The organism is Streptomyces sp. NPDC020983 (assembly GCF_044333485.1).
GTDB lineage: Bacteria > Actinomycetota > Actinomycetes > Streptomycetales > Streptomycetaceae > Actinacidiphila.
The window spans coordinates 298,749-316,948 of record NZ_JBIRRA010000011.1 but is presented as its reverse complement, the minus strand read 5'-3'; the positions used below and the strand labels follow the sequence as shown (position 1 = coordinate 316,948).

The window sequence follows — 18,200 nt, the reverse complement described above, 5'->3', positions numbered from 1 at the left end:
ATTCCGAACCCGGAAGCTAAGCCTTTCAGCGCCGATGGTACTGCAGGGGGGACCCTGTGGGAGAGTAGGACACCGCCGAACAAATATTGAAGGAGGCCCCGGCCCCGAGCTTTGTCTCGTGGGCCGGGGCCTTTTTCGTTGTCCGTCACCCGGCGTTCACTTCGCGCCGGGACGCTGAACACCCCGGACAGGCGGAGGTGTGGAGACGTGCAGCAGATGACGACTGCCGGACGGCGGCACAGGATCGCTTCGGACACGACGGCCGCCGCTCTGCGCGACGCGCTCGTCGGTCTCGGGATAGGCAGGGGCGACGAGGTCATCGTGCCCTCCTTCGGGCCCGGCGGTCCTGCTGACGCGGTGCGGCTGGCCGGCGCCGTACCGGTCTTCGCCGACATAGATCCGCGGACGTTCTGCCTCGATCCGGAGGCGGTCGAGGCGGGCGTGACGTCACGGACCGCCGCCGTCGTGCCGGCCCACGTCTTCGGGCACCCGGCGCCCATGGCGCAGCTCACCGAGCTGGCCGACCGGCGGGCGCTGGCGCTGGTGGAGGAGGGCGAAGTCGCCGACGACGCGGGGGCGGTGGCCCGGCGGAGGGCGCACGCGCGCTTCCTGGACTCGGCGTTGAGGGGCGTGATCGTGCCCTACACCGCGCCGGGGGCGCACCACCTCTACCACCGCTACACCGTGCGGGTTCCGGGTAACGGGCGGCCCGACAGGGACGCCTTCGCCGCTGCCCTGGCGGCGCGCGGGGTGCGGGCGACCGTGAGCGTGCCCGTGCCGGTGCACCGGATGCCCGCGCACCGGTCGGGGGACGTCCTGCCGGAGACCGAGCGGGCCGCGGCAGACACCCTGTCGTTGCCGGTGCACTCCGGCGTGACGCAGCGGGAGTTGACGCACATCGCGGACACCTGCAACGCGCTCGGCGGGCTCATCTGAGCCGGGCCGCTGGCCTGCGCGAGATGCACGGGTGCGGGCGGGCGTCCGAGTTTCCCGCACAGCCGTTCATGGGCTACGATCTTCCCGTTGACGCGCCCCAATAGCTCAGTCGGTAGAGCGTCTCCATGGTAAGGAGAAGGTCTACGGTTCGATTCCGTATTGGGGCTCTGACAGGAAAGGCCTCCCGCTGCGAGCGGGAGGCCTTTCTGCTGTCCGGGACCGGCGACTCGCCGGTCAGCTCTGCGGGAGGGCGGGGACCCGCATCGCGAGGATGGCCATGTCGTCTGAGGGGGCGTCTGCGGCGAAGCGTTCGACCGCTCGCTGGATACGGGAGGCGACGGCGCCGGCGGTGAGGCCGGTGCAGGTGGCGAGGACATCCGCGAGGCCGTCGTCGCCGAGCATCCGGGCGCCCTCGCGGCGTTCCGTCACCCCGTCCGTCACGCACAGCAGGACGTCGCCCGGATCGAGGGTCACGGACTGCTCGACGAGCTCCAGGTCGTCCATCACGCCCAGCAGCGGCTGAGGTTCGGCGGCGGGCTCCACCGAGCCGTCGGGGCGCAGCCGCAGGGGCAGCGGGTGGCCCGCGCAGACCATGCGCAGTACCGCGCTGCCGTCGTGCTGCGGCCACAGCTCGCCGTAGAGGAGGGTCAGGAAGCGGCTGCGGGCTCCCTCGTCGAGGATGGCGGCGTTGAGGCGTTCCAGGACGGCGGGGCCGCCGAAGCCCTCGCGTGCGAGAAGCCGCAGGGCGTGCCGGGCGAGGCCCGTGACGGCGGCGGCTTCGGGACCGGTGCCGCAGACGTCGCCGATGGCGAAGCCCCAGCAGCCGTCGCGGATGGGGAAGAGGTCGTAGAAGTCGCCGCCGACCTCGTTGCCCTCGCCCGCGGCGCGGTAGACGACCTCCACCTCGACGCCGGGGACGCGGGGCAGCTCCGGCGGCAGGAGGCTGCGCTGGAGGGCCTGGCTGATGGCGGTGCGCTCGCTGTAGAGGCGGGCGTTGTCGAGGGCGAGGGCGGCGCGTCGCGAGAGGTCCTCGGCGAGTTCAAGGATCTCCTGGCGGAAGCGCTCGTCGGTCGGTTTGCCGAGCGTGAGCATGCCGATGACGCGGTTGCGGGCGACGAGCGGCAGGACGACCGTCTCGCCTCCCACGGCGGCCGCGGTCGCCAGCGCGACGCCGGGTGCGCTGACGGGTCGGCCGGGGAGGGTGGCGGCACCGCTGGGGCCGACGCCGAGGCTGCGCAGCGAGGCGCGCAGGGCGCTGGAATGGGCGGCGTCGGAGGGGGCGGTCCAGGCGCGGGCGCCGGGCGTGGGGTCGGGGTCCGGCGGGCGGACCTGGGACAGCAGCGCCTTGATGCCGTCGATGCGGTCCTCGTCCTCGTGGAGGACGAAGGCGAGTTCCGGCTCGGACTGCTCGGCGATGGTGTAGACGGCGCACCAGCTGGCGAGGGTGGGGACCGTCATCTGGGCCATGAGCGCCAGGGTCTGGTCGCGTTCCAGCGTGCCGGCGAGCAGGTCGGAGGCTTCGACGAGGAAGGACAGGGAGCCTCGGCGGAGCCGTTCCAGTTCGGTCAGCCGGGCGCTCTCGACGGCCAGCGCGATGCGGTCGGCGGCGAACTGGAGCCGCAGGGCCTCCTGGTTGGAGTAGCGGCCCGGGGCCTCCGCGGCCACGCCGAGTGAGCCGGTGAGCCGGCCCTCGACCTTGAGCGGCACGGTGACGACGGAGCGCATGCCCGTACCGGACAGCAGGGGCACGGCACCGGGGACGGCGGTGAGGTCCTCGTGGACGGCGGGCATGCGCGCGCTGCCGTAGCGCCCGGTGCCCGCCTCGACGGGGACGCGGGCGAAGCGCTGGCGGGCGGAGGGCAGCCCGGTCGAGGCGCGGACCTCGAGTTCGGTCTCGTCGTCGGTGGCGAGCAGCAGGTAGGCGGCGTCGCCGTCGAGCATGTCGCGGGCGCGCTCCACGGTGCGCTGGAGCAGGCCGTCGAGGTCGTCGGGGGCGGGGGAGCCGATGAAGACCTCGAAGGCGTCGCTGTTCTTGCCGCGCTGCACGAGGCCCGGCTCGGAGGGCGCGGAGCCGCGGGAGGGACTTTCGAGGACGGCGCGTTCCTCGGCCCGTACCAGCAGGCACACCGTGGAGGGCTCGCCCGCGCTGTCGCGGATGCGCAGGTGGGAGCCGTAGACGGGCAGGACGCGGCCCTCGCTGTTGCGCAGCCCGTAGGTGCCCTCCCAGCGGGAGAGCTGGAGTGCCTCGGCGAGGCCGAGGCCGGTGCCCGGGGTCTGCGGCCAGGCGGTGAGGTCGGTGAGGGATTTGCCGACGACGTCGGCGGCGGGGTGGCCGAAGAGGTCGGCCGCGTCGTCGTTCCAGCGGGTGATGGCGCCCTGCCGGTCGATCTGGACGACGGCGACCCGCACGCGCTCGTCCGCTTCGGGGAGGTCGGCGGTGGCCAGCAGCGGCCCGGCGGAGCGGGTGCCGGCGGGGCGTTCGGGCAGGTCGAGCTGGAACCAGACGTGCTTGCCCGCGGCGGTGTACTCCACGCCCCAGCGGCTGGCGAGGGCGGCGCACAGCAGCAGTCCGCGTCCCCCTTCGTGGTCGGGGTCGCGGTGCGGGCGTCCGCGCCCCTGGAGCGGTACCTCGCGCTCGGGGTAGTGGTCGGCGACCTCGACGCGTACGGCGGTCTCGTAGCGCAGGCAGCGGACGTCGGCGGCGGTTCCCGCGTGGACGACGGCGTTGGTCACCAGTTCGCTGGTGAGTACGACGGCGTCGTCCACCACGTCGGCGAAGCCCCAGCCGTGCAGCGTGTCGCGCACGAATGCCCTGGCCACGGCGACGGACCTGCCGACCGGTTCGAAGCTGGCCGTTGCCCGAGCCGTGATCACGGATCTCCTCATGACGGATTCGGTGGTCTCCCGCGGACGCCGCGGGTGGGTGCCGGGTGCGGTCGCCCGCCCGTACACCCCGCGTCGTCCTGCCATCAGGCAAGGCTAGTGCGTCGTGCTCCGGCCGTCCCGCGGGTGGTCAAACCGGAACGTTCCGCGCCGGATGGGGGGCGTACGCGGGGCGTGCACCCGCGTGCACGAGGGGCGACGGCTCCTAGCGTCAACGCTTCTGTTGCGCACGGGTTACTCCGGATGTTGTGGGCCCGGCCTGCGGAAGTGGAAGACTGGAGGGGCCCAACTCGGGTACATGCACGTCGATCGACCCTCCAGGAGGGACACGGTGGAGTCTGGCGCATCGGCGCGGGGCGCGGTCACGCGTACGAAGAACGGGCGTTCCCGGGCCGGCGGGACCGTAGAGGTCGACGCGGCCGCGCTCACCAAGCTGCTCTCCGCACTGTCGGCGATGCGGGACGGCAACTTCCGCCGCCGGCTGACGGTGACCGGCGACGGCGTGATGGCCGAGATCGCCGGTGTCTTCAACGAGGTCGCCGACCGCAACCAGCACCTCACCGGGGAACTGGCCCGGGTGCGCCGGGTGGTCGGCCGGGAGGGCAAGCTCACCGAGCGGCTGGAGACGGGGTCCTGCGAGGGTGCCTGGGCGGCCGCGATCGAGGCCTCGAACGCGTTGGTGGACGACCTGGTGCGGCCGGTCTCCGAGGTGGGCCGGGTGCTGTCGGCGGTGGCCGAGGGCGACCTGGAGCAGCGCATGGACCTGCGGGCGCAGAACGCCGACGGGACGGGCCATCCGCTGCGCGGAGAGTTCCTGAAGGTCGGCCGTACGGTCAACGGCCTGGTGGACCAGCTGTCGGCGTTCACCGACGAGGTGACGCGGGTGGCGCGCGAGGTCGGCACCGAGGGCAAGCTCGGTGGCCAGGCGAAGGTCCGCGGGGTCGCGGGGTCCTGGAAGGACCTGACGGACTCCGTCAACACCATGGCGTACCGCCTGACCGCGCAGCTCCGCGACATCGCCACCGTGACGAACGCGGTGTTCAAGGGCGACCTGTCGCGCAAGGTGACCGTGCATGTCGACGGCGAGATGCTGGAACTGAAGAACACCGTCAACACGATGGTGGACCAGCTCTCGTCCTTCTCCTCCGAGGTGACGCGGGTCGCGCGCGAGGTCGGCACCGAAGGCGAGCTGGGCGGCCAGGCGCAGGTGCCGGGCGTGGCCGGCGTGTGGAAGGACCTCACCGATTCGGTGAACCTGATGGCCGGCAACCTGACGGCCCAGGTGCGCGACATCGCGCAGGTGACGACCGCGGTCGCGAACGGCGACCTGACGCAGAAGATCACCATCGGCGCGCGCGGTGAGGTCGCGCAGCTCGCCGAGACGATCAACGCGATGACCGAGACGCTGCGCACCTTCGCCGACGAGGTCACCCGCGTCGCCGGGGAGATCGGCGCGGAGGGCCAGTTGGGCGGCCAGGCGCAGGTGCCGGGTGCGGCGGGCACGTGGAAGGACCTCACCGACTCCGTCAACACCGCTTTCCGCAACCTGACGGCCCAGGTGCGCGACATCGCGCAGGTGACGACCGCGGTCGCGGGCGGCGACCTGTCGCAGAAGGTCACGGTGGACGTCTCCGGCGAGATGCTGGAGCTCAAGAACACCGTGAACACGATGGTCGACCAGCTGTCGGCGTTCGGCGCCGAGGTGACGCGGGTGGCCCGCGAGGTCGGCGTCGAGGGCATCCTCGGCGGCCAGGCGCAGGTGCCGGGCGCGGCGGGCACGTGGAAGGACCTCACCGACTCCGTCAACACGGCCTTCCGCAACCTGACCGGCCAGGTCCGCAACATCGCCCAGGTCACGACGGCGGTCGCCAACGGCGACCTGTCGCAGAAGGTGACGGTGGACGTCTCCGGCGAGATGCTGGAGCTGAAGAACACCGTGAACCGCATGGTGGACCAGCTCGGCTCGTTCGCCGCCCAGGTGACGCGGATGGCCACCGACGTGGGTACGGAGGGGCGCCTCGGCGGCCAGGCCCGTGTCGACGGGGTGAGCGGTACGTGGAAGGACCTGACCGACTCCGTCAACTTCATGGCGGGGAACCTGACCTCCCAGGTGCGGCAGATCGCCCAGGTGACGACGGCGGTGGCGCGCGGTGACCTGTCGCAGAAGATCGACGTGGACGCGCGCGGCGAGATCCTGGAGCTGAAGAACACCATCAACACGATGGTCGACCAGCTGTCGTCCTTCGCCGAGCAGGTCACCCGGGTCGCCCGCGAGGTGGGCACCGACGGGCGGCTGGGCGGCCAGGCGCAGGTGCCGGGCGTGGCCGGCGTCTGGCGCGACCTGACCGACTCGGTGAACTTCATGGCCGGCAACCTGACGGCCCAGGTCCGCAACATCGCGCAGGTGGCCACGGCGGTGGCGCGCGGTGACCTGTCGCAGAAGATCGACGTGGACGCGCGCGGCGAGATCCTGGAGCTGAAGAACACCCTCAACACCATGGTGGACCAGCTGTCGTCCTTCGCCGAGCAGGTGACGAGGGTCGCCCGCGAGGTCGGCACCGAGGGCATCCTGGGCGGTCAGGCCGAGGTCAAGGGTGTCAGCGGGACGTGGAAGGACCTCACGCAGTCCGTCAACTTCATGGCGAACAACCTCACCAGCCAGGTCCGCAACATCGCCGACGTCACCAGCGCCGTCGCCCAGGGCGACCTGTCACGGAAGATCACCGTCGACGCCAAGGGCGAGATCCTGGCGCTGGTCACGACGGTGAACACGATGGTGGACACGCTGTCGGCGTTCGGTGACGAGGTGACGCGCGTCGCCCGCGAGGTGGGTACCGAGGGCCAACTCGGCGGGCAGGCCCGGGTACGGGACGCGTCGGGCATCTGGAAGGACCTCACCGACAACGTCAACCTGATGGCGAACAATCTGACCAGCCAGGTGCGGTCGATCTCCTCGGTGGCCACCGCCGTCGCCAACGGCGACCTGACGAAGAAGATCACCGTCGAGGCGCGCGGCGAGGTCGCGCAGCTCGCCGAGACCATCAACACGATGGTGGACACGCTGTCGGCGTTCGGTGACGAGGTGACGCGCGTCGCCCGTGAGGTGGGTACCGAGGGCATCCTCGGCGGCCAGGCGCGCGTGCCCGGCGTCGCGGGCACGTGGAAGGACCTGACGGAGTCCGTCAACGGCATGGCGTCCAACCTGACGGGCCAGGTGCGGCAGATCGCCCAGGTGACGACGGCGGTCGCACGCGGCGACCTGTCCAAGAAGATCGACGTGGACGCGCGCGGCGAGATCCTGGAGCTCAAGACGACCATCAACACGATGGTGGGCCAGCTCTCCGCCTTCGGTGACGAGGTCACGCGCGTCGCGCGCGAGGTGGGTACGGAAGGACGGCTCGGCGGCCAGGCCCGGGTGCCCGGTGTCTCCGGCATCTGGAAGGACCTCACCGAGTCGGTGAACCTGATGGCCAACAACCTGACCAGTCAGGTCCGCAACATCGCCCAGGTCGCCACCGCGGTGACCCGGGGCGACCTCAACCTGCGGATCGACGTGGACGCGGCGGGCGAGATCCTGGAGCTCCAGGACTACATCAACACCATGATCGTGCGCCTGCGCGAGACCACGCTGGCCAACAAGGAGCAGGACTGGCTGAAGGGCAACCTGGCCCGTATCTCCGGTCTCATGCAGGGCCGCCGTGACCTCGGCGACGTGGCCGCGCTCATCATGAGCGAGCTGACGCCGGTCGTCTCCGCGCAGCACGGCGCCTTCTACCTCGCCGAGGACACCACGGAGGTCGGCGAGGAGTACGAGCTGCGGCTGCGGGGCAGTTACGGCTTCTCGCGGCGCGCGATGTCGACGGTCTTCCTGCCGGGCGAGGGCCTCATCGGGCAGGCCGCGGTGGAGAAGCGGCCGATTCTCATCGAGAATGTCCCGCCGGGTTATCTGAAGATCACCTCAGGGCTCGGCGAGGCCCCGCCGGCCCATGTGATCGTGCTGCCGGTGCTGTTCGAGGGCCGGGTGCTCGGCGTCATCGAACTGGCGGCCTTCCAGCCGCTCACGGAGATCCAGAAGGACTTCCTCAACCAGATCACCGACATCATCGCGATCAGCGTCAACACCATCAGCGTCAACACCAAGACGGAATACCTGCTCAAGCAGTCGCAGGAGCTGACCGAGCAGTTGCAGGAACGGTCGGGTGAACTGGAGAACCGGCAGCGTGCGCTGCAGCTCTCCAACGCGGAACTGGAGGAGAAGGCCGAACTGCTGGCCCGGCAGAACCGCGACATCGAGGTCAAGAACACCGAGATCGAGGAGGCCAGGCAGGTCCTGGAGGAGCGCGCGGAACAGCTCGCCGTCTCCATGCGCTACAAGTCCGAATTCCTCGCCAACATGTCGCACGAGCTGCGCACGCCGCTCAACTCCCTGCTCATCCTGGCGAAACTGCTCGCCGACAACGGCGACGGCAATCTCTCGCCCAAGCAGGTCGAATTCGCCGAGACGATCCACAGCGCCGGTTCGGACCTGCTCCAGCTGATCAACGACATCCTGGACCTGTCGAAGGTCGAGGCCGGCAAGATGGACGTCTCGCCGACCCGTATCGCGCTGGTCCAGCTCGTCGACTACGTGGAGGCGACCTTCCGGCCGCTGACCGCGGAAAAGGGCCTGGACTTCTCGGTGCGGGTCTCGCCGGAGCTGCCCGTGACGCTGCACACCGACGAGCAGCGGCTGCTGCAGGTGCTCCGCAACCTGCTGTCCAACGCCGTCAAGTTCACCGACAGCGGCTCGGTGGAGCTGGTGATCAGGCCGGCCGGCAGCGAGGTGCCGCAGTCGATCCGCGAGCAGCTGCTGGAGGCGGGCACGCTGCGCAGCCCCGACCAGCCGCTCATCGCCTTCTCGGTGACGGACACGGGCATCGGCATCGCCGCAGGCAAGATGCGGGTGATCTTCGAGGCCTTCAAGCAGGCGGACGGCACCACCAGCCGCAAGTACGGCGGTACGGGCCTCGGCCTGTCGATCAGCCGGGAGATCGCCCGGCTGCTCGGCGGCGAGATCCACGCCGACAGCCAGCCCGGCCGCGGCTCGACCTTCACGCTGTACCTGCCGCTGAGCCTGGGCCGTGACGCCGACATCCCGCAGTCGACACCGCAGCTGCCGGCCGGCGCGGGGGAGCAGGAAGGCGCCGCGGGCGGCCGTACCCGCAGCCCCGGCAGCAGCCTGGCCCGGCTGCGTCGCCGTTCGGCCCTGCAGGCCCCGCAGCCCGCCGCCGCGGTCGAGAGCGGTGAGAAGGAGGCGGCGCCCGAGCAGTGGGCGGAGCCGGGCGAGCCCGTGGAGTCGCGCTTCACCGGCGGCTTCAACGGCGAGAAGGTGCTCATCGTGGACGACGACATCCGCAACGTCTTCGCCCTCACCAGCGTCCTGGAGCAGCACGGCCTGACCGTGCTCTACGCCGAGAACGGCCGGGAGGGCATCGAGGTGCTGGAGCAGCACGACGACATCGCGATCGTGCTGATGGACATCATGATGCCCGAGATGGACGGTTACGCCACGACCACGGCGATCCGCAAGATGCCGCAGTTCGCGGGGCTGCCCATCATCGCGCTGACGGCGAAGGCGATGAAGGGCGACCGGGAGAAGAGCATCGAGTCCGGAGCGTCGGACTATGTCGCCAAACCGGTGGACACCGACCATCTGCTGGGCCTGATGGAACAGTGGATGCACTCACGCTGAGCAAGAAAGTTGAACTTTTTGCGACCCCGGGGTCCCTCACACGTGTGAGGGCGCAAGGATGAGGGAACCTTCCCGACCCCGCCCACGTTTTCGGTGCGTGGTGAGTGACGTGGCGGTGACAGGGTGTGGCGGACGGCGGGGTGCGGCTACGATGACCGGCACAAGGACGGGCGGCGCGACGGAGTCGTCCCTGGGGGCGGCGACCGGCACGATGCCGGGGCGAGGAGGGCGGGCCATGGTGCAGAAGGCCAAGATCCTCCTGGTCGATGACCGGCCGGAGAATCTGCTGGCGCTGGAGGCGATTCTCTCCGCGCTCGATCAGACTCTGGTCAGGGCATCGTCCGGGGAGGAGGCGCTCAAAGCGCTGCTCACCGACGATTTCGCGGTGATCCTGCTCGATGTGCAGATGCCGGGCATGGACGGCTTCGAGACGGCGGCGCACATCAAGCGGCGGGAGCGGACACGGGACATCCCGATCATCTTCCTGACCGCGATCAACCACGGCCCGCACCACACCTTCCGGGGGTACGCGGCGGGCGCGGTCGACTACATCTCGAAGCCCTTCGACCCGTGGGTGCTGCGGGCCAAGGTCTCGGTGTTCGTCGACCTGTACATGAAGAACTGCCAGCTGCGCGAGCAGGCCGCGCTGCTGCGGCTGCAACTGGAGCAGGGCGCGCCGTCCGGCGCGGGCTCCGACGGCTCGAAGGAGCCCGCGGGACTGCTCGCCGAGCTGTCGGCACGGCTCGCCGCCGTCGAGGAGCAGGCCGAGGCGCTGGGCAAGCAGCTGGGCGAGTCCTCCGACGCCGCGGCGGTGGCCACCGCCGCGCACCTGGAGCGCAAGCTGACCGGTCTGCGCCGCGCGCTCGATGCGCTGGACCCGGGCAGCGGCGGCGGGGTCGTGCGGCAGTCCGCCGGCGGCGACTAGCGCCGCCGGCGCCGCCGAGGCCCTGCGGCAAGCGAGGTTGACGCGCGGTCAACGCGGCTGCGGGAGCCGTCCGACACGAACGGGCGTATCCACAGGCGCACGTGTTCACCGATCACAAGGGCGGTAACCTCGGCACCATGGCCCCACGTACGTCCGGCACCGCCAAGAAAGCCCCGGCGAAGCCTGCGGCCAAGAAGCCCGCCGCGAAGAAGACCGCGGCCAAGGGCGCTGCCGGGAAACCGCCCGCCAAGAAGGCGGCCGCGGCGCCCAAGCCCGCGCCGAGACCGGCGCCGTCACCGACCAGCGGCATTCTGCGGATGTTCCGCGCCCTGTGGCTGGGTCTCGCACACGCCGTGGGCGCGGTGCTGCGCGGGATAGGGCGCGGCGCCCGAGGGCTCGACCCCGCGCACCGCAAGGACGGCCTGGGGCTGCTGCTGATCGGCCTGACCCTGGTGGTCGCCGCCGGTACCTGGTCGAATCTGCGCGGCCCCGTCGGCGACCTGGTCGAGCTGCTGGTGACCGGGGCCTTCGGCCGGCTGGACCTGCTGGTGCCGCTGATGCTCGGCGCCGTCGCGGTGCGCCTGATGCGGCACCCCGAGCAGCCGGAGGCCAACGGCCGGATCGTGATCGGTCTGTCCGCCCTCGCCATCGGCATCCTCGGACTGATCCACGTGGCCTGCGGCTCGCCCGCCCGCAGCGACGGGGCCACCGCGCTGCGCGACGCCGGCGGCCTGATCGGCTGGGCCGCCGCCTCCCCCTTCGTCTACACCGTCGGAGGCTTCCTGGCAGCCCTGCTGCTGCTGCTGGTGACCCTCTTCGGGCTGCTCGTCGTCACCGCCACCCCGGTGCACGCGGTACCGCGGCGGCTGCGTGCCGCCGGTGCGCGGATGGGCCTGTACGCCCCGCCGCCGGATCTCGAAGCCGTACCGCTCGAGGACTTCTTCGACGACGAGGAGGAGCCCGCGGCGGCCGCGGGCCGTGAGGACGAGTCGCCGGTGCGGCGGCTCACCCGGCGGTCCGCCAAGCGGGACGAGCCGTACGACCTGGAGAGCGAGGGCGCCGGTACGCCCGCCGGTCCGGCCCCGGGACTGCCGGCCGAGCCGTCGGGGGACGAGCCCAGGCCGCGCCGCCGGCCGCGCCGCCGGGGCGAGGCCCTGCCCGCCGCACAGGGCGGTGCGCAGGACGCCGTCGACGTCGCCGCCGCTGCGGCCGCGGCCCTGGACGGCGCGGTGCTGCACGGCCTGCAGCCGTCACCGCTCGTCGCCGACCTGGCCGGCAACCTGCGCAAGCCGGTGCCCGCCGCCCGCGCGCAGGAGGACACCGGCTCGGACGGGGTGCCGGACCTGACCAAGCAGAGCCCCGAGCCGGGGGAGGCGCTGCCGCCGCGCGCCGAGCAGCTGCAACTGTCCGGCGACATCACCTACGCGCTGCCCTCACTGGACCTGCTGGAGCGCGGCGGCCCCGGCCGTACCCGCAGCGCGGCCAACGACGCGGTGGTGGCCGCGCTGACGCAGGTCTTCACGGAGTTCAAGGTGGACGCCGTCGTCACCGGCTTCACCCGCGGTCCGACGGTGACCCGCTACGAGGTGGAGCTCGGCGCGGCGGTCAAGGTGGAGCGGATCACCGCGCTCGCCAAGAACATCGCCTACTCCGTCGCCAGCCCCGACGTGCGGATCATCAGCCCGATCCCCGGCAAGTCCGCCGTCGGCATCGAGATCCCCAACAGCGACCGCGAGATGGTCAACCTCGGCGACGTGCTGCGCTCCGCCGACGCCGCGGGCGAGGACCACCCGATGACGGTCGCCCTCGGCAAGGACGTCGAGGGCGGCTACGTGATGGCCAACCTGGCGAAGATGCCGCACGTGCTCGTCGCCGGCGCGACCGGTTCCGGCAAGTCCTCCTGCATCAACTGCCTGATCACCTCCGTCCTGGCCCGCGCCACCCCGGACGAGGTCCGCATGGTGCTGGTCGACCCCAAACGCGTCGAGCTGACCGCGTACGAGGGCATCCCGCACCTGATCACGCCGATCATCACCAATCCCAAGCGGGCCGCGGAGGCACTGCAGTGGGTGGTGCGCGAGATGGACCTGCGTTACGACGACCTGGCCGCCTACGGCTTCCGGCACATCGACGACTTCAACGCGGCCGTGCGCTCGGGAAGGGCGCGGACCCCGGAGGGCAGCGAGCGCGAGCTGGCCCCGTACCCCTACCTGCTGGTGATCGTCGACGAGCTGGCGGACCTGATGATGGTCGCGCCGCGCGACGTCGAGGACTCCATCGTCCGCATCACCCAGCTCGCCCGGGCCGCCGGCATCCACCTGGTGCTCGCGACCCAGCGGCCCAGCGTCGACGTCGTGACCGGTCTGATCAAGGCCAACGTTCCCTCCCGGCTCGCCTTCGCGACGTCCTCGCTCGCCGACAGCCGGGTCATCCTGGACCAGCCGGGCGCCGAGAAGCTGATCGGAAAGGGTGACAGCCTGTTCCTGCCGATGGGCGCGAACAAGCCGATCCGGATGCAGGGCGCCTTCGTCACGGAGGACGAGGTCGCCAAGGTCGTCGACCACTGCAAGGCGCAGCTCACGCCGACGTACCGCACGGACGTCACGGTCGGCAGCGGGCCCAAGAAGGAGATCGACGAGGAGATCGGCGACGATCTGGACCTGCTGTGCCAGGCCGCCGAACTGGTGGTCTCCACGCAGTTCGGTTCGACCTCGATGCTGCAGCGCAAACTGCGTGTGGGTTTCGCCAAGGCGGGCAGACTCATGGACCTGATGGAGTCGCGCGGCATCGTCGGCCCCAGCGAGGGGTCGAAGGCGCGCGACGTGATGGTGAAGGCGGACGAATTGGACGGGGTTCTGGCGGAGATCCGCGGCGGGGCGTGACCGGACGGTCGGGGCAGGCGCCACCGCGGACCTCCGGTCCGCGGCCGGCGGCCCGCCGCGACACGCGGTGGCGGCGGAAAACCGGTCGGATTCTCCGAGCAACCGTTTGATCTGTTCGTACGTCAATTTCGGCGGGGAAGGCGGCATCCTGATGGCGTACACATTTTCGCCGCCCGCTTGCCCCCCGGTTTCGGCACCCTCTTAGACTGGTCCCCCAGCGGCTGCACGTTCGAAAGGCGCCCTCGTGTCCCTCGGCAACACGCCCACCGAAGACCGGCCTTCGGTCGGCCACGCCCTCGCCCAGGCCCGTATCGCCGCCGGTCTGTCCGTCGACGAGGTCAGCGCCGCCACCCGCGTGCGCGTCCCCATCGTGCAGTCGATCGAACAGGACGACTTCTCCCGCTGCGGCGGCGACGTCTACGCCCGCGGCCACATCCGCACGCTGGCCCGCGCCGTCGGGCTCGACCCCGAGCCGCTGGTCGCGCAGTACGCGGCGGAGCACGGCACCGAGATCGTCCCGGCGCCAGTCGCCCCGGTCTACTCCAACGAGCGCATCACGTCCGAGCCGCGCCGGCCCAACTGGACCGCGGCCATGGTCGCGGCGATCGTCGCCGTGATCGGCTTCGTGGGCTACACCGCCTTCACCGGCGGCAACGACGGCAAAACCCCCAAGGCCGACCCCGCGCCGCCGACCCCGAGCACCAGCACCACCGCCCCCAGCGTGCAGACGACGCAGGGGACCATGCCGCCGACCGCCGACCCGACCGGCAGCGCCATCGCCGCGGCGCCTCCCGGCAAGGTCACCGTCAAGATCACCGCGGAGGACGGCACCAGCTGGGTGCAGGCCACCGACCACAACGGCAAGCGTCTCTACCAGGGCTCGCTCGCCAAGGGCGACTCGCAGACCTTCACCGACGACAAGAAGATCAAGCTGATCGTCGGCAACGCCGGAGCCGTCCAGCTCTTCGTCAACGGCAAGGACCTCGGCCCGGCCGGCTCCAGCGGCCAGGTGGTCAGGCTCACGTACACCCCCGGCGACCCGACGCAGGGCTGACCGCAGCGGGCCGGGCCCGGCCGGATCCGGGCGGGTCCGTGACCGCCGGGCAGCGGGTCCGGCGCACGTCGGGGGCGGGAAAGGTTCCGGCCGTAACCGACGAGGCGGAAGGGGTCCGACAGGGCACCGGGTAGTCTGAGTGCATGCCCGAACCCCGTACCGTCGCCCTTGTCACGCTCGGATGCGCCCGTAACGAAGTGGACTCGGAAGAGCTCGCCGGACGGCTGGCGGCGGACGGCTGGCGGCTCGTCGAGGACGCCGCGGACGCCGACGTGGCGGTCGTCAACACCTGCGGCTTCGTCGAGGCGGCCAAGAAGGACTCCGTCGACGCCCTGCTGGAAGCCAACGACCTCAAGGAGCACGGCCGCACCCAGGCCGTGGTCGCCGTGGGCTGCATGGCGGAACGCTACGGCAAGGAACTGGCCGACGCGCTGCCCGAAGCCGACGGTGTCCTCGGCTTCGACGACTACGCCGACATCTCCGACCGGCTGCGCAGCATCCTGGGCGGCGGCGTCCATGCCTCGCACACCCCGCGGGACCGGCGCAAGCTGCTGCCGATCAGCCCGGCCGAGCGCCAGTCGTCAACCGTGGCGCTGCCGGGTCACTCGCACGTGGGTCACCCGAACGGCGGTATCCCGGACGGTGCCGACGGCCCCGCCGCGGACCTCGCGGACCTGCCTGCCGGTCTCGCGCCGGCCTCCGGACCGCGCCCCCCGCTGCGCCGCCGGCTCGGGTCGGGCCCCGTCGCCTCCGTGAAGCTCGCCTCCGGCTGCGACCGCCGCTGCACCTTCTGCGCCATCCCCTCCTTCCGCGGGTCCTTCATCTCCCGCCGCCCCTCCGACGTTCTCGGCGAGACCCGCTGGCTGGCCGGGGAGGGCGTCCGCGAGGTGATGCTCGTGAGCGAGAACAACACCTCGTACGGCAAGGACCTCGGCGACATCCGCCTGCTGGAGACGCTGCTGCCGGAACTCGCCGCCGTCGAGGGCATCGAGCGCGTCCGCGTCAGCTACCTCCAGCCCGCCGAGCTGCGCCCCGGCCTCATCGACGTGCTGACCTCCACGCCCGGTGTGGTGCCGTACTTCGACCTGTCCTTCCAGCACTCCGCCCCCGGCGTGCTGCGCGCCATGCGGCGCTTCGGTGACACCGACCGTTTCCTCGACCTGCTCGCCGCCATCCGCGCCAAGGCGCCGCAGGCCGGCGTGCGGTCCAACTTCATCGTCGGCTTCCCGGGCGAGAGCGAGGACGACCTCGCCGAGCTGGAGCGCTTCCTCACCGCCGCACGCCTGGACGCCATCGGCGTGTTCGGCTACTCCGACGAGGAGGGCACCGAGGCCGCCGGCTTCGACGGCAAGCTCGACGAGGACGTGGTCGCCTCGCGGCTGGCCCGGGTCTCCCGGCTCGCCGAGGAGCTGACCGCGCAGCGCGCCGAGGAGCGGATCGGGGACACCGTGCAGGTGCTCGTCGAGGCCGTGGACGAGGAGACCGGTGAGGTCACCGGGCGGGCCGACCACCAGGCACCCGAGACGGACGGGCAGGTCGTGCTCGTCCCCGTCACCGGTGTGCGGACCGAGCCCGGGGACTTCGTGACGGCCAAGGTGACCGGGGCGCAGGGTGTCGACCTGGTCGCCGAGCCGCTGGGCGCGGCGGTGGGCAGATGAGCGGAGCCCCCGCGCCGGCGGCCTCCCCGCCGCCGTCGTCCTCGTCGTCCGCCGGGGGAGGGGCCTCCGTCGCCCCGCCGGGCCCGGCGGGGGCCACGGTGGCACCCGCCGAGCTGGTCGACCCGGCCGCGATCGCGCCGGCGCCGAAGGCCGGGCTGTGGAACGTCGCCAACCTGCTGACGATGACACGCCTGGTCCTGGTGCCGGGCTTCGTGCTGCTCCTTCTGCACGACAGCGGGGACGACCCGGCCTGGCGCTCCTTCGCCTGGGCGGCCTTCGCCATCGCCATGATCACCGACCTCTTCGACGGCGAGCTCGCGCGGCGCTACGGCCTCGTCACCGACTTCGGCAAGATCGCCGACCCGATCGCGGACAAGGCCATCATGGGCGCCGCGCTCGTCGGCCTGTCGGCGCTCGGCGAGCTGCCGTGGTGGGTGACCGCGGTGATCCTCTTCCGGGAACTGGGCATCACGCTGATGCGCTTCTGGGTGATCCGGCACGGGGTGATCCCGGCGAGCCGGGGCGGCAAGCTCAAGACGCTCACGCAGGGCGTCGCCGTCGGCATGTACGTCCTGGTGCTCACCGGCCCGCTGGCCAGCCTGCGCGCGTGGCTGATGGGCGCCGCGGTGGTGCTGACGGTCGTGACGGGACTGGACTACGTGCGGCAGGCCGTCGTCCTGCGGCGGGCGGGACTCGCGGCGGAACGCGCCCTGCGGGAGGCGCCGGGCACGCCTGCTGGGGCCGCGCCGGGGCCCGGCACGGTGGCGCCCGGAGCGTCGGCTGTGTCGGGCCCGGCGGCTGCGCAGGGCGGCGGTACGGCAGGCCGGGCGGCCGAAGGCGCGGAGGGCGGCACGGTCGCGGGCTCCGCCGGGACGGAGGACGCGGGCGGCACCGGCTCGGAGGGGGCCGCGGGCCGGCCGGGGGAGAACGGATGAGCGGTACGGCTGCGGAGGTGCTGCGGCTGCTGGCGGAGCGGGGCGGGACCCTCGCCGTGGCGGAGTCGCTGACGGGGGGCCTGCTGGCCGCCGAGCTGACCGGGGTCGCGGGCGCTTCCCGGAGCTTCCGCGGCTCGGTCACGGCGTACGCGACACCGCTCAAGGAGCAGCTGCTCGGCGTGGACGGTGAGCTGCTCGCGGCGCGGGGCGCGGTGGACGCGCAGGTCGCGCGGGAGATGGCCGAGGGCGTAAGGCGCCGGCTCGGCGCGGACTGGGGGGCCGCCACCACCGGCGTCGCCGGACCGGACCCGCAGGACGGGCAGCCGGTGGGCACCGTCTTCGTGGCGGTCGCGGGGCCGGACGGGGACACGGAGGCCGCTGCGCTGCAGTTCACCGGGGACCGGTCCGCGATCCGGCGTGCGTCGGTCGCGGCCGTCCTCGATCTGCTGGCGGGACGGCTGCGGAAGTCCTCGGAATAACCGGTCCCGTGTGCGTTCGACGGCGGCAGAGAGGGAAGAAGAGCGGGAGAGACGATGTTTGCAGCCCTGAGTGAACACGTCTTCGCGCCCCGCACGGCCAGTGCCCGAGGCGGTACGGTGGGGCGAGAAGGATGCGGTACCGCGATCCGAGGAGGGAGCCACCGATGATTCTGCTCCGTCGCCTGCTGGGTGACGTGCTGCGTCGGCAGCGCCAGCGTCAGGGCCGCACCCTGCGTGAGGTCTCCTCGTCCGCCCGGGTCTCGCTCGGTTATCTGTCGGAGGTCGAGCGGGGGCAGAAGGAAGCCTCGTCCGAACTGCTCTCCGCGATCTGCGAGGCCCTGGACGTTCCGATGTCGGAAGTGATGCGCGAGGTCAGCGACGACCTGTCGCTCGCCGAGCTGGCGCAGTCCGCGGCGTCCGAGTCCGCCGCCGCACCCATGCGGCCGCTCCTCGGCACCGTCACCTCGGTCACCTCCGTCACGTCCACGCCGGACGAGCGGATCACCATCAAGGCGCCGAAGAAGTCCGCGGAGGCCGTGGACGTGGTCGCGGCCTGAGAGACGGCCCCGCCGGTTCCCCCGGCCTGGCGCCGTTCCCCGACTCCGGTGCCGGTACGGCGCCGGCCATCGTGTCGGCAGCGCACGACGTGAATCCGCCGCCGGGCAGCCGCCCGGCGGCGGATCTTCTTTTGCCGTGTTCAGAAAGCCGGGGCAGGGT

At 71.9% G+C, this 18,200-nt stretch carries 10 protein-coding genes, 1 tRNA gene and 1 rRNA gene; 11 read left to right on the top strand and 1 reads right to left on the bottom strand.

Annotated elements, in window-relative coordinates; genetic code table 11:
- The 3 genes from rrf to ACH4SE_RS25490 all read left to right on the top strand — a co-directional run.
- Positions 1-81, top strand: a 5S ribosomal RNA gene (gene rrf, locus ACH4SE_RS25500); the annotation flags it as partial.
- Positions 82-216: 135 nt separating this feature from the next.
- On the top strand, positions 217-936 hold the full coding sequence (locus tag ACH4SE_RS25495) for a DegT/DnrJ/EryC1/StrS family aminotransferase (protein WP_398545780.1): 720 nt from the start codon (positions 217-219) through the stop codon (positions 934-936).
- 94 nt (positions 937-1,030) lie between these two features.
- A tRNA-Thr gene (locus ACH4SE_RS25490) sits at positions 1,031-1,103 on the top strand.
- Positions 1,104-1,170: 67 nt separating this feature from the next.
- On the opposite strand, the gene ACH4SE_RS25485 is transcribed toward ACH4SE_RS25490, so the two are convergent.
- Positions 1,171-3,810 (bottom strand): SpoIIE family protein phosphatase, encoded by a 2,640-nt coding sequence (locus ACH4SE_RS25485; protein WP_398545779.1) that lies wholly within the window; start codon positions 3,808-3,810, stop codon positions 1,171-1,173.
- Between the two features lie 340 nt (positions 3,811-4,150).
- Between ACH4SE_RS25485 and ACH4SE_RS25480 the strand changes: the two genes are divergently transcribed.
- The 8 genes from ACH4SE_RS25480 (at position 4,151) to ACH4SE_RS25445 (ending at position 18,040) form a co-directional block, all read left to right on the top strand.
- On the top strand, positions 4,151-9,550 hold the full coding sequence (locus ACH4SE_RS25480) for a HAMP domain-containing protein (protein WP_398545778.1): 5,400 nt from the start codon (positions 4,151-4,153) through the stop codon (positions 9,548-9,550).
- Between the two features lie 235 nt (positions 9,551-9,785).
- Entirely contained in the window at positions 9,786-10,475 is a 690-nt protein-coding gene (locus tag ACH4SE_RS25475; protein WP_398545777.1) for a two-component system response regulator, read from the top strand.
- Positions 10,476-10,612: 137 nt separating this feature from the next.
- Positions 10,613-13,357 carry a DNA translocase FtsK gene (locus ACH4SE_RS25470; protein ID WP_398545776.1) on the top strand — a complete coding sequence of 915 codons (2,745 nt, stop codon included), beginning with the start codon at positions 10,613-10,615 and terminating at the stop codon, positions 13,355-13,357.
- Between the two features lie 244 nt (positions 13,358-13,601).
- Positions 13,602-14,411 (top strand): RodZ domain-containing protein, encoded by an 810-nt coding sequence (locus ACH4SE_RS25465; RefSeq protein ID WP_398545775.1) that lies wholly within the window; start codon positions 13,602-13,604, stop codon positions 14,409-14,411.
- Between the two features lie 143 nt (positions 14,412-14,554).
- Positions 14,555-16,069, top strand: a complete 1,515-nt coding sequence (gene rimO, locus ACH4SE_RS25460) for a 30S ribosomal protein S12 methylthiotransferase RimO (protein WP_398545774.1) — start codon at positions 14,555-14,557, stop codon at positions 16,067-16,069.
- Positions 16,066-17,004 carry a CDP-diacylglycerol--glycerol-3-phosphate 3-phosphatidyltransferase gene (gene pgsA / locus ACH4SE_RS25455; RefSeq protein WP_398545773.1) on the top strand — a complete coding sequence of 313 codons (939 nt, stop codon included), beginning with the start codon at positions 16,066-16,068 and terminating at the stop codon, positions 17,002-17,004. Before rimO ends, pgsA begins: the two co-directional genes overlap by 4 nt.
- Entirely contained in the window at positions 17,001-17,483 is a 483-nt protein-coding gene (locus ACH4SE_RS25450; RefSeq protein WP_398545772.1) for a CinA family protein, read from the top strand. The genes pgsA and ACH4SE_RS25450 overlap by 4 nt, the downstream gene beginning before the upstream one ends.
- A 164-nt stretch (positions 17,484-17,647) precedes the next feature.
- Entirely contained in the window at positions 17,648-18,040 is a 393-nt protein-coding gene (locus ACH4SE_RS25445) for a helix-turn-helix domain-containing protein (RefSeq protein ID WP_398545771.1), read from the top strand.
- The last annotated feature ends 160 nt before the right edge of the window (positions 18,041-18,200 follow it).

Excerpts from the sequence above, each read along its gene's own strand:
- ACH4SE_RS25495 (WP_398545780.1), top strand. The coding sequence starts at position 217 with ATGACGACTGCCGGACGGCGGCACAGGATCGCTTCGGACACGACGGCC.
- ACH4SE_RS25475 (WP_398545777.1), top strand. The coding sequence starts at position 9,786 with ATGGTGCAGAAGGCCAAGATCCTCCTGGTCGATGACCGGCCGGAGAAT.
- ACH4SE_RS25470 (WP_398545776.1), top strand. The coding sequence starts at position 10,613 with ATGGCCCCACGTACGTCCGGCACCGCCAAGAAAGCCCCGGCGAAGCCT.
- rimO (WP_398545774.1), top strand. The coding sequence starts at position 14,555 with ATGCCCGAACCCCGTACCGTCGCCCTTGTCACGCTCGGATGCGCCCGT.
- pgsA (WP_398545773.1), top strand. The coding sequence starts at position 16,066 with ATGAGCGGAGCCCCCGCGCCGGCGGCCTCCCCGCCGCCGTCGTCCTCG.
- ACH4SE_RS25450 (WP_398545772.1), top strand. The coding sequence starts at position 17,001 with ATGAGCGGTACGGCTGCGGAGGTGCTGCGGCTGCTGGCGGAGCGGGGC.
- ACH4SE_RS25445 (WP_398545771.1), top strand. The coding sequence starts at position 17,648 with ATGATTCTGCTCCGTCGCCTGCTGGGTGACGTGCTGCGTCGGCAGCGC.